This window comes from Alitibacter langaaensis DSM 22999 (genome assembly GCF_003096995.1).
GTDB lineage: Bacteria > Pseudomonadota > Gammaproteobacteria > Enterobacterales > Pasteurellaceae > Exercitatus > Exercitatus langaaensis.
The window spans coordinates 26,895-42,230 of the sequence record NZ_QENU01000016.1; the positions used below are offsets into that span (position 1 = coordinate 26,895).

Below are 15,336 nucleotides of genomic sequence, written 5' to 3' on the forward strand. Positions count from 1 at the left end.
CCTTTCTCTTGAGTGTTTTCGCTATTTTTGTTGGTAATTCGCAAGGAAACGCGAGAATTTCCCAAGTGCATCTTCTAAGGTGCTGATATGGGGTAAAAACACCAAACGGAAATGATCTGGCGCATGCCAGTTAAAACCGCGGCCATGCACTAACAACACTTTTTCTTGACGGAGCAGATCAAGAACCATTTTCTCGTCATCATGAATATTAAATCTTTCAATATCAATTTTCGGGAACATATAAAGCGCGCCCTTAGGTTTTACGCAACTCACACCGGGAATTTGGTTGAGCAAGTCATACGCCCGTTGACGTTGTTCGTATAATCGCCCACCCGGCACGATTAATTCATTGATACTTTGATAGCCGCCTAGCGCAGTTTGAATTGCATGCTGCATTGGCACATTGGCACACAAACGCATCGATGCGATCATATCTAAGCCTTCAATATAGCCTTTCGCCTTTTCTTTAGGTCCGTTTAAGATCATCCAACCTTGGCGGAAACCACAAATTCTATAAGCTTTGGATAAACCATTGAACGTTACGGTTAAAATATCAGGTGCGATTGCTGCGATATGGTGATGCACCGCGCCATCGTATAAAATTTTATCGTAAATCTCGTCTGCAAAGATGATCAAACCATGTTCACGCGCTAAATCCGCAATTTGTTCCAGTAAATCCTTACTATACACCGCGCCCGTTGGATTGTTGGGATTAATAATCACAATGCCTTTTGTGCGAGAGGTGATTTTACTTTTAATATCGTCTATGGAAGGAAACCAATCGGATTCTTCATCACATAAATAATGCACCGCCTTGCCGCCAGACAACGTAACCGCCGCCGTCCATAGCGGATAATCAGGCATCGGCACTAACACTTCATCATCGTTATTGAGCAAGGCTTGCATAGACATCGTGATGAGCTCAGAGGCACCATTGCCAATATACACATCATTCACCGTTGCCCCATGAATGCCTTTAGATTGATAATATTGCACCACCGCTTTACGCGCCGAATATAACCCTTTTGAATCGCAATAGCCCTGCGAAGTCGCCATATTACGAATAATATCCACCATAATTTCATCAGGGGCTTCAAAACCAAATGGTGCCGTATTACCGATATTTAATTTAAGAATTTTGTTGCCTTCTTCTTCTAGGCGCAACGCTTCTTGATGAACGGGGCCACGAATGTCATAGCAAACGTGTTCCAGCTTGTCGGATTTAGGAAAATAATTCATTGGCATTTCCTTCTGTTATAAATAAAAAAATGTGAAAAATTAACCGCACTTTACCCCTATTTTTTCGGGAATAAAAGATTTACTAAAAATTTTTTTTGAATTGGGGTAAAATGCACGGCAATTTTGCCTTTGTTTTATTGAAGGAAGCTATGTTTGAGTCACTCGCTGAAAAAGTGAAATCTCACCAAGTTAATCCACAATCGCCGATGATCAGTGTATTTCAATTAGAAATCGCCGAATTTGGCGATCTTTTGGCATGGATGAAAGGACAAGACACCTTTCCGCAATATTATTTGAATTTCCGCGACAGCGTGCGAAAAATCGCCGCCATTGGTAAAGTGCGGTCATTTTCTGATGAGATTTCTGCACAGCATTTTGTGGCTAGCCAAGATTTAACCTTAGTAGGCGGCATGACCTTTGCTAAACAAGGGCATTTTTGGTTGCCACGTTTAATGATTGAACAAAACGCGCAAGGCGTGCGAATTTCCGTTTATATGGACAATCAAGCGGATGGCGCGCAAGAAAAACGTGAAGCCTTAAACGCGCTAAAAACATTACAACATTTCACTGCACTTGAGCCATTGAAACAGCAAGTGAAACTGGTTTCGCAAAAAGCGAATCAAGCGCAGTGGTGTAGCTGGGTGGAGCGTGCGTTGATTGCCATTCAGCAAAATAAATTAACCAAAGTAGTGCTGGCAAATGAAAGCCAATTTGAAAGCGCGCAGCCTATTAATGCAAAAGATTTTCTGGCGGAAAGCGAAAAACAAAATACGGGCTGCTACCATTTTTTATATGCTGAAAATGCGGATTGTACCTTTGTTGGATCAACGCCCGAGCGATTGTTTAAGCGTCAAGGTCCTCAAGTAAAAACAGAGGCTCTTGCGGGAACGGCTTTGATGTCTGATGATGAACAGCAAAATCAACAGCAGGCGGCGTGGTTGTTGCAGGATCGTAAAAATGACGAAGAAAATTTGTTTGTAGTGAAAGATATTTGCGATAACCTACAAAATGTCGTCACCCAAGTAAACGTGGGGAAGGTTGAACTCAAACAATTACGCCGAGTACAGCATTTACGCCGCCAAATTGAAGCCACGCTCAAACCTGAATTTTCTGATGCAGCTTGTTTGCAGGCGATTCACCCCACCGCTGCGGTATCAGGGCTGCCACAACAAAAAGCCATTGCGTTTTTACAAAACTCAGAGAATTTTGACCGCACTTGGTATGCTGGCACCCTTGGGGTGATGAGTAAACAGCAAGGCGAATTTTGTGTGACGATTCGATGTGCATTTATTGAACAAAATAAAATCCGTATTTTTGCCGGCGCAGGCATTGTCGAAGGTTCTGTTCCCTTGTTAGAATGGCAAGAAATTGAGCGTAAAGCCTCTGGGCTATTGACCTTATTAAGTAGTGGAGAGTAAAGATGTCAGTTAGTACCTTTAACCGTTGTTGGTCTAAAGTGATTTTAGAAACCTTGACGCGTCACGGCGTGAAACACGTTTGTATCGCGCCAGGTTCTCGCTCGACTCCGCTAACATTAGAAGCGGTGCGTTTGCAAGAAAAACAAAAAGTACAATGTCATACGCATTTTGATGAACGTGGTTTAGGCTTTTTTGCCTTAGGATTAGCCAAATCTTCACATCGCCCTGTGGCAATTATCGTTACCTCTGGCACAGCAGCGGCGAATTTATATCCTGCGATTATTGAAGCGCGCCAAAGTGCGGTCAATTTAATTGTGATTACCGCAGATCGCCCTGCAGAATTGCTCGAATGTGGCGCTAATCAAGCGATTTTGCAAGAAAATATGTTTGGGCAGTACCCCGTTTCTACCTTGAATTTGCCTAAACCGAGCCAAGATTATGCGGCGAATTGGCTGATTTCTAGCATTGATCAAGCTTGTTATTTACAAGCCGAACGTTCGGGCGTGATTCATATTAATGCGCCTTTTGCCGAGCCGCTTTATGATGCGAATGTGAGCGAAATTGACAGCCATCCTTGGTTGGCGCCTGTGCAACGTTGGCTTGCACAAAAGAGACCTTGGGCGATTCATCAGCCGCCGCAAGAAGAAGTACTCGTGCATGAACATTGGGATGATTGGCGCACTAAACGTGGCGTGCTAGTTGTCGGAAAATTACCGCACGGACAGGCAATGGGCGTGAAAGCCTGGGCGGAAACTATGGGCTGGATTATGCTCACCGATATTCAATCAGGGGTAGAACCTACATTGCCTTATGCGGATATTTGGTTGGCGAATAAAACGGTGCGCGATAAATTATTACAAGCGGATATTGTGGTGCAGCTGGGCTCGCGCTTTGTGAGCAAACGGATTAACCAATTTTTAGCCGATTTCCGTGGTGAATTTTGGCTGGTGGATGATAGTGAAAATCGCGTCGATCCTTATCATCATCTGCAAACGCGCTTTACCGCAAAAGTGCATCATTGGTTACGCGCGCACCCACCGTTGCGTCAAAAACCTTGGTTGATCGAGCCGTTAGCGCTGTCAAATTTCTGTGCAAAATTTATTGAAGAAAAAGTAGGTGGCGGCTTAAACGAAGCCTCTTTGGCACATCATATTGAACGCGTATTGCCAAAAAGTTGTGCTTTATTTTTGGGCAACAGCTTGTTTGTGCGTTTAGTGGATGCCTTGACGAAATTATCTGAAAACTACCCTGTATATACTAATCGTGGTGCGAGTGGGATTGATGGTTTATTCGCCACGATTGCAGGGGTTGGCATTGGTGGCAATCAGCCAGTGGCAGCGGTTGTGGGCGATACTTCTGCATTGTATGATCTAAATTCGTTGGCGTTGCTCAAAAAAGTGACCCAGCCAACAGTCGTTTTTGTGGTCAACAATAATGGTGGGGCGATTTTTGATATGTTGCCCGTGGATAACGAGGTCAAAAACGCCTTTTATCGCATGCCGCACAATCTTGGCTTTGCCGAAGCAGCGGCGGCATTTGATTTGAAATATGCGCGCCCTTACACTTGGGCGGATTTGGGACAAGCGTTGAAACAAGCCTATTCACGCAAAGAAACCACCATTGTTGAAATTAAAGTGAATCCAACAGATGGTTCGCATATTTATAAAAGCTTAATTGAGCAAATTAGCCATGCCGTCATTGGCGCATAAAGTGCGGTCAAAATTTAATTTATTTTGAATATGAACGATTTACGAATGTTATAGTCAAAAAATTATTGAATTTGAAACAGTATAATCTAATGGCGGATTTCATTGATCCGCCTTAATTTTTGACTTGATTTTTGAGAGTGAAATGGAAGAAAAAATACGTGAGAAAGCACTCGTTGAAGTGAAAAATCTCACCTTTAAGCGTGGAGAACGTACCATTTATGACAACCTCAATTTGCGTGTAGAAAAAGGCAAAATTACCGCAATTATGGGGCCGTCAGGAATTGGTAAAACCACATTATTAAAGCTTATTGGGGGGCAATTGCAACCCGAAACGGGTGAGATTTTATTTGATGGTGCAGATCTCTGTAAAATGTCAAATAGCGAACTATATAAAGTGCGTCAGCGCATGGGAATGTTATTTCAATCGGGCGCATTATTTACCGATATTTCCACCTTTGATAATGTGGCATTTCCTATTCGTGAACATACCAAACTGCCCGAAGAACTCATTCGCAAAGTGGTATTGATGAAATTGGAATCTGTGGGCTTGCGTGGTGCAGCGCATTTAATGCCATCGGAGCTTTCTGGCGGAATGGCGCGTCGTGCCGCATTGGCGCGTACCATTGCGTTGGATCCCGAGCTCATTATGTATGATGAACCTTTTACAGGGCAGGATCCGATTAGTATGGGGGTAATTATCAGCTTGATCAAACGCTTAAACGAAGCACTGGATCTGACATCTATTGTGGTTTCTCACGATGTGCAGGAAGTATTAAGCATTGCGGATTATGCCTACATTATTGCGGACAAACGCATTATTGCAGAAGGCACGCCAAAAAGTTTGCTACAAAGCCAAGATGCGCAAGTGATGCAATTTATCCAAGGCAAGGAAGATGGACCTGTGCGTTTCCATTATCCTGCAGATGATTATTTAGGAGATTTATTCCAATGATTGTGAAATTAATCTCTGGATTAGGCGAGAGTACAATAAAATCCGTGCGTGCCTTAGGGCGTTCTGGTTTTATGTTATTTGGCGCCTTAATTGGTAAACCTGAATTTCGGAAACATACGCCATTATTAATCAAGCAATTGTATGTATTAGGCGTACAATCCTTATTGATTATCTTGCTCTCTGGCTTTTTCATCGGTATGGTGCTCGGCTTGCAAGGGTATGTGGTGTTGGTGGATTTTGCCGCAGAAGCCAATGTTGGGCAGCTGGTGGCGCTTTCCTTATTACGAGAATTAGGCCCTGTGGTGACCGCACTTTTATTTGCAGGACGTGCAGGTTCAGCATTAACCGCAGAAATTGGTTTGATGAAAGCCACAGAACAGCTTTCTAGCCTTGAAATGATGGCGGTCGATCCATTGTGCCGAGTAATCGCACCTCGCTTTTGGGGCGGTATTATTGCTATGCCAATTTTAGCTATTTTGTTTACTGCAGTCGGCGTGGTTGGTGGTTCCCTTGTGGGTGTTGATTGGAAAGGCATTGATAGCGGTTCCTTTTGGTCAGTAATGCAAAATGCAGTGGATACAAAGGATTTGCTTTATGGTTTTATTAAAAGCGTGGTCTTTGCCTTTGCCGTGGTCTGGATTGCCTTGTTCAATGGTTATGATTGTATCCCAACTTCTGAAGGAATCAGTCAGGCGACCACCAAGACCGTGGTTCACGCGTCATTAATGGTGCTGGGTTTAGATTTCGTGTTAACAGCGATGATGTTCGGTGCTTAATCAAGTAATTAATTAGGAAATAATGATGAGACAAACAATTAAATATGAATTCTGGGTGGGATTATTTTTATTATTAGGTATTGCCGCCCTTGTGTTTATGGGGCTTAAAGTCGCGAATGTTCAAGGTTTTAGCGAAGCAAAATCCTATCATATTACTGCAACTTTTGAGAATATCGGTGGTCTTAAAGTGCGCGCACCACTCAAGGTGGGCGGTGTTGTTGTGGGACGGGTAACAAATATTGATTTAGATGAAAAAACTTATTTGCCAACCGTCACTATTGCAATAAATGATGAATTTAATCAAATTCCAGATAACAGCTCACTTTCGATCAAAACTTCAGGTTTACTTGGTGAACAATATGTCGCCCTTAGCTTGGGTTTTGATGATGGTGAAACAGCAATGTTAAAAGAAGGCAGCAAAGTGGCAGATACTAAATCTGCGATGGTGCTAGAAGATCTTATCGGCCAATTCTTATATGGCGATAAGAATAAAAATGAGCCCGCAGCAGAAACGCCAGCAGCTCAATAATTTGATTTAGGAAAGAATCCTTACAATTTCTCTTTAGAGGAGTATTTATGAAAATGCAATTAAAAACTTGGTTCTCAAAAATTATCGTTTTAGCGACCGCACTTTTTGCGATGCAAAGTGTTATGGCGGCTGGTAGCCCTTATGAATTAACTCAGCAAGCCGCTGAGAAATTATTCGCCGATCTTAAAGCGAATCAAGCACAAATTAAAGCAAACCCAGACTCTTTGCGTTCAATTGTGCGCAATGATTTAATGCCTTATGTTCATGTGAATTATGCTGGCTCATTAGTGTTAGGTACATATTTTAAATCAACCACGCCAGAACAACGTGAGAAATTCTTCGCAGCGTTCAATAAATTTATTGAACAAGCCTATGCGCAAGCGTTAACGATGTACACTGATCAAGACATTCAAGTACAAAAAGAACAGTTAAATAGTGAGAGTCAAGCTAGCGTGCTGGTGAAATTATTACAAAAAAATGGACAAGCACCGTTAAACTTAAATTTCCAATGGCGTAAAAATAGTAAAACAGGCAACTGGCAAGTGTACGATATGACCGCTGAAGGTGTGAGTATGGTAGAAACCAAAAAACAAGAGTGGAGCAGTATCCTACGCAAAGACGGTATTGATGCATTAACTGTTCAAGTACAAAAAGCAGCGGCAGTTCCTGTAACGGTAAAATAATCGAATTATGGCATCTGAAAAACTGACATGGTCGACAGTACAAAATAATGATAGAATTGCTCTCCAGCTCGCTGGGGAGCTTTCTCGTGATACGTTGTTGCCCCTTTGGAAAGAATGGAAAGGGAAACAACGTTTTGCTGTTTTAACGGCTTCGCAAATTGCCAATCAGCAAGTTATTTGGGATTTATCTCAGCTTACACGTATGGATTCGGCGGGTTTCGCTTTATTTAGCGAATTATTGCATGATATGCAAGAAATTGCTGCAAGCCAAATAATTGAACATGCTCCTGACGAATTACAGACATTAGCTGAACTTTTTAATTTAGATAGTTGGCTAGACTCTTTTATAAAGCCTTAATGTAATGGAACAAAGAATGGAACCAAAAGAAATTGAACGAATTTTAAAAGAAACCTTAAACCTTGAAGAAGTGTATGCGCAAGGTGAAAATGCTCACTTTGGTGTGATTGTGGTGAATGATGAAATTGCCCAATTATCTCGTGTAAAACAACAACAAACGATTTATGCGCCATTAATGTCTTATTTTGAGAGTGGTGAGATCCATGCATTAACCATTAAAACGTATACTAAAGAAAAATGGAAAATGGATCGTATGTTAAATATGGCGAGTTAGGGCAAGGTAAATAAAATGGAAAAATTTCGTGTATATGGACAAGCAACGCCATTAAGTGGTGAAGTTCAAATTTCTGGGGCAAAAAACGCCGCACTTCCTATTCTTTTTGCTGCGATCTTAGCAGAAGAACCCGTTAAATTAACTAACGTTCCTGAGCTCAAAGATGTTGATACCACCTTTAAAATCTTGCGTAAATTAGGTGTAACGGTAGAGCGTGATGCCGACAAATCAGTCTTGATCGATGCCAGCAAGATTAACCATTATGTAGCACCTTACGAACTGGTAAAAACCATGCGTGCTTCAATTTGGGCATTAGCACCATTGCTCACGCGTTTCCACGAAGGGAAAGTCTCTTTGCCAGGTGGTTGTACTATTGGCGCACGCCCTGTTGATATGCATATCTCTGGTTTAGAAAAAATGGGTGCGCAAATTGAATTAGACGAGGGTTATGTAAAAGCCACTGTGAATGGTCGCTTAACAGGAACTCGAGTTTATATGGATAAAGTCAGCGTGGGTGCAACCTTGTCTGTGATGATGGCAGGAACCTTGGCTAACGGCACCACGATTATCGAAAATGCAGCGCGTGAGCCTGAAATTGTAGATACAGCGGATTTTCTCAATAAAATGGGCGCAAAAATTTCAGGGGCAGGGACAGATACCATTTCTATCGAAGGGGTTGAACGCTTAGCGGGTTGTGAACACGCTGTGGTTGCTGACCGTATTGAAACTGGTACTTTCCTGATCGCTGCCGCAGTTTCTGGCGGCAAGATTGTGTGTAAAAATGCCAAACCAGACACGCTGGAAGCAGTGATTGAAAAACTACGCGAAGCAGGCATGGAAGTAACAGTAACTGAAAATACCATTACCTTAGACAGCCATGGCAAACGCCCTAACGCTGTCAATATTCGTACCATGCCGCACCCGGGTTTTCCAACGGATATGCAAGCCCAATTCACCTTATTGAATGTGATCGCAGAAGGTACAAGCAAAATTACAGAAACAATTTTTGAAAATCGTTTTATGCACGTGCCAGAATTAATCCGTATGGGTGCGAAAGGGGAAATTGAAGGCAATACCGCATTAATTCAAGGTGTTGAACAATTATCTGGTGCACAAGTGATGGCAACGGACTTACGCGCTTCAATTAGCCTTGTACTAGCAGGCTGCATTGCAACGGGCGAAACTATCGTCGATCGTATCTATCATATCGACCGTGGCTATGAACACATCGAAGAAAAATTACGTGGTTTAGGCGCTAAAATTGAACGTTTTAGAGAAAGCACAGAAGAATAATTTTTGTTTCGTGTCATCATTTGTGTAATAAAAAAATAGCGGGGAGAATACTCCGCTATTTTTTGTTAAGCATAATTTCTTTTGCCGAAAATTGCTGTTCCGATACGCACCATCGTGCTACCAAATTGAATGGCGCTTTCCATATCATCAGTCATTCCCATTGATAAGGTGTCAATTTGTTGTTGAGGCAATGCTGCTTTTAATTGCTCAAATAATTGATTCATCGCACTGAGCGCCTGTTGCTGTTCGGTAAGATTTGCCGTTGGCGCAGGAATTGCCATTAGCCCTCGCAAGCGCAAGTGCGGTCGATTTATTATATGTTTTGCTAGTTCTAGCATTTCATCAGGCTGAATGCCCGATTTGCTCTTTTCATCGCTAATGTTAATTTGGATAAGCACATTTAATGGCGCTTTGCCCGCTGGACGTTGCTCATTTAAACGATCGGCAATTTTAGCTCGGTCAATCGTTTGCATCCAGTCAAAATATTCCGCCACCAAACGGGTTTTGTTCGATTGCAAAGGCCCAATAAAATGCCATTCTAATTCTGGGTGTTTGTCAGCAAAAAACTGAATTTTCTCCACACCTTCTTGCACATAATTCTCACCGAAAGCAAGCTGTCCAGCGTTGATTGCCGCTTGAATGTCTTCCACGGGTTTTGTTTTGGAAACGGCTAATAATTTGACCGCACTTTGCGGGCGGCGCGCTTTTTCACAAGCCCTTTGGATAGCTTGGTGAATCTGTTCTAAGTTATCTTTTATCTGTTGCATAGCTATGAAATTATCTTTGAGTCAATTGGCGTATGTGGAAACGTATTTTAGCACGGCTCAATCACTTATGAGAAAACACTTTTTATTTTAGTATGGGGCAATCATAGATATGGATAACAGAAAGTTAAGGATATTGTTAGCGAAAAATACTTTGTAATGTAGTGAAATCAAAGAAATTGATAAAGAATAAGTATGAAACATTGTTTTTATATTTATTTTCTATTTGACAACGGCATAAAATCTAGGTATTTATAGACGCATACGTTTTCAAGAGAAAATTTTATGAATTTTAACCGCACTTTAACCACCATTATTATCATTACCATGACGATGTCCGTGGCGGGTTAGTGCGAATGAAAGATTATCACAGGAACCCGCGAGTTAAGCGGGTTTTTTTGTGGGCGGTTTTTATAAATTAAAGCAAATACAACAAATTAGAAGGAAATCATTATGCGTGTACTTAAATTCGGTGGCACATCGCTTGCCAATCCAGAACGTTTCTTGCAAGCTGCTGAGCTGATCGAAAAAGCCCATTTAGAAGAACAAGCCGCGGGCGTGCTTTCCGCACCAGCCAAAATCACCAATCATCTGGTGGCACTTTCTGAAAAAGCCAGCCAAAATCAACCAACCGATTCTCATTTTAATGATGCTGTTGAAATTTTCTATAACATTATCAACGGATTACACGCAAAAAATAATCACTTTGACTTAGTAGGAACCAAAGCCTTAATTGACGCTGAATTTGCGCAAATTGCCAGCTTATTAGATGAAATTCGTGCAGCAGGCAAAGTTGAAGATGCCGTGAAAGCGACAATTGATAGCCGTGGGGAAAAATTATCCATTGCGATGATGAAAGCATGGTTCGAGGCTTGTGGTTATGCGGTAACTGTTATAAATCCAGTAGAAAAATTGTTGGCGTATGGCACTTATTTAGAAAGCAGTGTGGACATTGCAGAATCCACTAAACGCGTGGATGCAGGCTCCATTCCAAAACAAAATGTGGTGTTAATGGCAGGCTTCACTGCGGGCAATGAGAAAGGAGAATTGGTGCTTTTAGGGCGCAACGGTTCGGACTATTCAGCGGCTTGTTTGGCAGCCTGTTTAAAAGCAAGTGTATGTGAAATTTGGACTGACGTAGATGGCGTGTTCACTTGTGATCCGCGTTTAGTGCCTGATGCGCGTTTGTTGCCGCACCTTTCCTATCGAGAAGCGATGGAGCTTTCTTATTTTGGGGCGAAAGTGATTCACCCACGCACCATTGGTCCTTTAGTGCAAACCAATATCCCATGTTTAATCAAAAATACCGGAAATCCGACCGCACCTGGTTCGATTATTGATAGCGATGAAAATGCGTCTGAAGAATTACAAGTTAAAGGCATTACCAATTTAGATAACGTGGCAATGTTTAATGTATCAGGCCCTGGTATGCAAGGCATGGTTGGTATGGCAGCGCGTGTATTTTCCACAATGTCTAATGCAGGTATTTCGGTGATTTTGATTACTCAATCTTCATCAGAATATAGTATCAGTTTCTGTGTGCCAGCAAAATCAGCAGAAAGGGCATTGACGGTGTTAAATACAGAGTTTGCGCAAGAATTGCAAAACGGAGATTTAGATCCCGTAGAAATTATTAAAGATTTATCGATTGTTTCTGTGGTGGGCGATGGTATGCGTTCCGCAAAAGGGATCGCTGCGCGTTTCTTCTCTTCCGTTGCGCAAGCGAATATTAGCATTGTGGCAATCGCACAGGGATCGTCTGAACGCTCAATTTCTGCGGTTGTACCAATGAATAAAGCCATTGAAGCGGTGAAAGCGACACACCAAGGATTGTTCAATAATAAAAAGTCGATTGATGTGTTTCTTGTTGGCGTAGGTGGCGTTGGTGGCGCGTTAATTGAGCAGATTAAACAGCAAAAGGAGTTTCTAGCAAAGAAAGGCATTGAGATCCGAGTTTGTGCATTGGCTAACGTGGATAAAATGTTGCTCAATGAAAACGGTTTGAATTTAGATAATTGGAAAGAAGATCTCGAACACGCCATTCAGCCATCTGATTTTGATGTCTTGCTTTCATTTATTAAATTACACCATGTGGTCAATCCCGTTTTTGTTGATTGTACCGCCGCACAATCTGTGGCAAATCTGTATGTGCGCGCATTACGAGAAGGCTTCCACGTGGTCACACCAAATAAAAAAGCCAATACAGGAAGTTTTGCTTATTATCAAGAATTACGCCAAGCAGAACGTGTAGGACGCCATAAATTCTTATATGAAACTAATGTGGGCGCAGGTTTACCTGTGATTGAAAACCTACAAAATCTGCTTGCCGCAGGCGATGAAGTAGAAAAATTTGAAGGGATCTTATCTGGTTCGCTATCTTTCATTTTTGGTAAATTAGAAGAAGGCTTAACCCTTTCACAAGCCACATTGTTAGCCAAAGAAAAAGGCTTTACTGAACCAGATCCGCGTGATGATTTATCTGGCGCCGATGTTGCACGCAAATTATTAATTTTAGCGCGTGAAACTGGTCTTGCATTGGAGTTTGAAGATATCGAGGTGGAAGGCGTATTGCCTAAAGGATTCGCTGAAGGAATGACAAAAGAAGAATTTCTTAAAGTGTTACCAGAAGTGGACGCCGAATTTAGTCAGCGTATTGATGCCGCTAAAGCCGAGGGAAAAGTGTTACGTTATGTTGGCTCCATAAATGGCGACAAATGCCGTGTATCCATTGAGGCCGTTGATGAAAATCATCCTCTTTATAAAGTTAAAGACGGCGAAAATGCCCTTGCATTCTTGACTCGTTATTACAGCCCAATTCCATTGTTATTACGGGGCTATGGCGCAGGGACAGATGTCACTGCCGCAGGAATCTTTGCGGATATTCTCCGCACTTTACAGGGGGCCGCATAATGAGCTTACGAATTTATGCGCCAGCATCCAGCGCCAATATTAGTGTGGGATTTGATACCCTTGGCGCCGCAATTTCCCCCATTGATGGTTCATTGCTCGGCGATGTAGTACAAATTGATGAAATTGCATCGGGTTTTGAATTGGAAAGTGCGGGCTATTTTGTTCGCAAATTGCCAAAAGAACCGCAAAAAAACATTGTCTATCAAGCCTATGTGTTGTTCAGCGAGCGTTTAAAATTACGCGGCGGCAATGTTAAACCTTTACGCTTAACCTTAGAAAAAAATATGCCCATCGGCTCAGGTTTAGGCTCCAGTGCTTGTTCTATTGTGGCAGCATTGGTGGCATTAAATCAATTTCATGCAGAGCCGTTTTCAAAAATGGAATTGCTAGAAATGATGGGCGAATTAGAGGGGCGTATTTCAGGTTCTATCCATTATGATAATGTGGCGCCATGCTATTTAGGCGGGGTGCAACTCATGGTGGAAAGCTTAGGCAATATCAGCCAAACTTTACCATTTTTTGATCATTGGTATTGGGTGTTAGCTTATCCCGGTATTGAAGTTTCCACCGCTGAAGCGCGTGCAATTCTGCCGAAAAGCTATACTCGTCAAGATGTGATTGCTCATGGTCGCCATTTAGGCAGCTTTGTGCACGCTTGCCATACCCATCAAGAAGTGCTTGCCGCATTAATGATGCGTGATGTCGTTGCTGAACCTTATCGCGCCTCATTGCTGCCAAACTTTGCAGACGTGAAACAAGCGACCCGCGATCTTGGTGCGTTGGCAACGGGCATTTCAGGTTCTGGACCAACGATGTTTAGTATCGCCCCAGATCTGCAAACGGCGATGAAAATTGAGCATTATTTAGAAAACCATTATTTGCAAAATAACGAAGGTTTTGTGCATATTTGCAAAGTGGATAATGCAGGCGCACGGGAATTAGCATAAAATAACGCAAAATCTCACCGCACTTTTGCGTTAAAGTGCGGTAATTTTTAACAAAATTGGAAGAAAAAATGAACTTATACAATATCAAACACCCAGAGCAACAAGTAAACTTCGCCCAAGCTGTGCGACAAGGCTTAGGCAAAAATCAAGGCTTATTTTTCCCTGAAGTGCTGCCAAAATTAGACAATATTGACGCATTGCTTGATTTACCCTTAGATGAGCGTAGCCAAAAAATCTTAGGGGCGATCATCGGTGATGAAATTCCCGCTGATAAATTGAATGCAATGGTAAAAAATGCCTTTACTTTCCCCGCGCCATTGGCAAAAGTGAATGACAATATTTATGCGCTAGAATTATTCCACGGGCCAACATTAGCCTTCAAAGATTTTGGTGGACGCTTTATGGCACAGGCCTTAGCAACTGTGCGTGGCGATGGGAAAATCACGATTTTGACTGCAACCTCTGGCGATACAGGCGCAGCGGTTGCTCATGCATTCTACGGTTTAGAAAATATCAATGTGGTGATTTTGTATCCGAAAGGCAAAATCAGCCCATTACAAGAAAAACTGTTCTGCACCTTAGGGGGCAATATTCGCACTGTCGCCATTAATGCAGATTTTGATGCCTGCCAAGCATTAGTGAAACAGGCTTTTGACGATGAAGAATTGCGTCAAGCGATTGGTTTAAATTCCGCAAACTCAATTAATATCAGCCGTTTATTGGCACAAATTTGTTATTACTTTGAAGCGGTGGCTCAATTACCAAAAGAAAAACGTAAAGATGTGGTGGTTTCAGTACCAAGTGGCAACTTTGGGAATTTAACTGCAGGGCTCATTGCTAAAACATTAGGTTTGCCAATCAAACGCTTTATCGCTTCAACCAATGCCAATGATACCGTGCCACGTTATCTCGCCAGCGGAAAATGGGAGCCGAATGCGACTGTGGCAACCCTTTCAAATGCGATGGACGTGAGCCGCCCAAATAACTGGCCTCGCGTGGAAGAACTCTTTAAACGCAATGGTTGGAATTTGAAAGAATTAGGTGCAGCAGCTTTAAATGATGCCGAAACGGAAGCCGCATTAAAAGCAGAATATGCAGAAGGCTATTTATGTGAGCCTCATGGCGCAATCGCTTATCAAGCACTAAAAGACCAATTGCAAGCAGGGGAAACGGGAATCTTCCTTTGCACCGCGCATCCAGCAAAATTTAAAGAAAGCGTGGAACGTATTTTGAATACCGAGTTGCCATTACCAGAAGCGCTCGATAAACATAATAAATTGCCATTACTTTCCGATGAAATGGACGCTGATTTTGCCACATTGCGTGCGTATTTATTAAAATAAAGGGGCTGACGTAGATTAGGTACTATGCTAATCTACAAAAATGAATATAACTCATTGTAAACTAAAGAAATCTATACAGAGAAAATTACTTGAATTTTTTGTGCTAGAAGTCACGGCTCGCTCAGCTGCAGATTTACTTGG

14 protein-coding genes and 1 pseudogene are annotated in these 15,336 nt (G+C 42.2%); 13 read left to right on the forward strand and 2 right to left on the reverse strand.

The genetic code is table 11. From position 1 onward, the window contains the following. Positions 1–21: 21 nt before the first annotated feature. Positions 22–1,239, reverse strand: a complete 1,218-nt coding sequence (locus C8D76_RS08640) for a pyridoxal phosphate-dependent aminotransferase (RefSeq protein WP_116632382.1) — start codon at positions 1,237–1,239, stop codon at positions 22–24. Between the two features lie 149 nt (positions 1,240–1,388). Between C8D76_RS08640 and C8D76_RS08645 the strand changes: the two genes are divergently transcribed. The 9 genes from C8D76_RS08645 to murA all read left to right on the forward strand — a co-directional run bounded on the left by C8D76_RS08645 (position 1,389) and on the right by murA (position 9,231). After that, complete coding sequence (locus tag C8D76_RS08645; RefSeq protein WP_116632383.1) at positions 1,389–2,657, forward strand: isochorismate synthase; 1,269 nt, start codon at positions 1,389–1,391, stop codon at positions 2,655–2,657. A 2-nt stretch (positions 2,658–2,659) separates the two neighbouring features. Next, the gene (menD, locus tag C8D76_RS08650) at positions 2,660–4,366 is read left to right on the forward strand and encodes a 2-succinyl-5-enolpyruvyl-6-hydroxy-3-cyclohexene-1-carboxylic-acid synthase (RefSeq protein WP_116632384.1); all 1,707 of its coding nucleotides are present in this window, start codon (positions 2,660–2,662) and stop codon (positions 4,364–4,366) included. Between the two features lie 142 nt (positions 4,367–4,508). Then, entirely contained in the window at positions 4,509–5,318 is an 810-nt protein-coding gene (gene mlaF, locus C8D76_RS08655; protein WP_116632385.1) for a phospholipid ABC transporter ATP-binding protein MlaF, read from the forward strand. Beyond that, positions 5,315–6,094, forward strand: coding sequence for a lipid asymmetry maintenance ABC transporter permease subunit MlaE (gene mlaE, locus C8D76_RS08660; protein ID WP_423802754.1), 780 nt, complete (start codon positions 5,315–5,317; stop codon positions 6,092–6,094). The genes mlaF and mlaE overlap by 4 nt, the downstream gene beginning before the upstream one ends. Before the next feature lie 25 nt (positions 6,095–6,119). Beyond that, a complete protein-coding gene (gene mlaD, locus C8D76_RS08665; RefSeq protein ID WP_116632386.1) occupies positions 6,120–6,623 on the forward strand; it encodes an outer membrane lipid asymmetry maintenance protein MlaD in 504 nt (167 codons plus the stop codon). 47 nt (positions 6,624–6,670) lie between these two features. Further along, positions 6,671–7,306 carry a phospholipid-binding protein MlaC gene (gene mlaC, locus C8D76_RS08670; protein ID WP_116632387.1) on the forward strand — a complete coding sequence of 212 codons (636 nt, stop codon included), beginning with the start codon at positions 6,671–6,673 and terminating at the stop codon, positions 7,304–7,306. A gap of 7 nt (positions 7,307–7,313) precedes the next feature. Next, positions 7,314–7,664 carry an STAS domain-containing protein gene (locus C8D76_RS08675; RefSeq protein WP_165814362.1) on the forward strand — a complete coding sequence of 117 codons (351 nt, stop codon included), beginning with the start codon at positions 7,314–7,316 and terminating at the stop codon, positions 7,662–7,664. A 16-nt stretch (positions 7,665–7,680) separates the two neighbouring features. Further along, positions 7,681–7,938, forward strand: a complete 258-nt coding sequence (locus tag C8D76_RS08680) for a BolA family protein (RefSeq protein WP_116632389.1) — start codon at positions 7,681–7,683, stop codon at positions 7,936–7,938. 15 nt (positions 7,939–7,953) lie between these two features. Continuing rightward, complete coding sequence (murA, locus tag C8D76_RS08685) at positions 7,954–9,231, forward strand: UDP-N-acetylglucosamine 1-carboxyvinyltransferase (protein ID WP_116632390.1); 1,278 nt, start codon at positions 7,954–7,956, stop codon at positions 9,229–9,231. 65 nt (positions 9,232–9,296) lie between these two features. On the opposite strand, the gene C8D76_RS08690 is transcribed toward murA, so the two are convergent. Next, complete coding sequence (locus tag C8D76_RS08690) at positions 9,297–9,998, reverse strand: YggS family pyridoxal phosphate-dependent enzyme (protein ID WP_116632391.1); 702 nt, start codon at positions 9,996–9,998, stop codon at positions 9,297–9,299. Between the two features lie 450 nt (positions 9,999–10,448). On the opposite strand from C8D76_RS08690, the gene thrA reads away from it, so the two are divergent. The 4 genes and pseudogenes from thrA to C8D76_RS08710 form a co-directional block, all read left to right on the forward strand. After that, entirely contained in the window at positions 10,449–12,905 is a 2,457-nt protein-coding gene (thrA, locus tag C8D76_RS08695; RefSeq protein ID WP_116632392.1) for a bifunctional aspartate kinase/homoserine dehydrogenase I, read from the forward strand. After that, positions 12,905–13,852, forward strand: a complete 948-nt coding sequence (thrB, locus tag C8D76_RS08700; protein WP_116632393.1) for a homoserine kinase — start codon at positions 12,905–12,907, stop codon at positions 13,850–13,852. The genes thrA and thrB overlap by 1 nt, the downstream gene beginning before the upstream one ends. Before the next feature lie 68 nt (positions 13,853–13,920). Next, positions 13,921–15,195, forward strand: a complete 1,275-nt coding sequence (thrC, locus tag C8D76_RS08705) for a threonine synthase (RefSeq protein ID WP_116632394.1) — start codon at positions 13,921–13,923, stop codon at positions 15,193–15,195. 40 nt (positions 15,196–15,235) lie between these two features. Next, positions 15,236–15,336: pseudogene (locus tag C8D76_RS08710) on the forward strand (IS1595 family transposase); the annotation flags it as partial.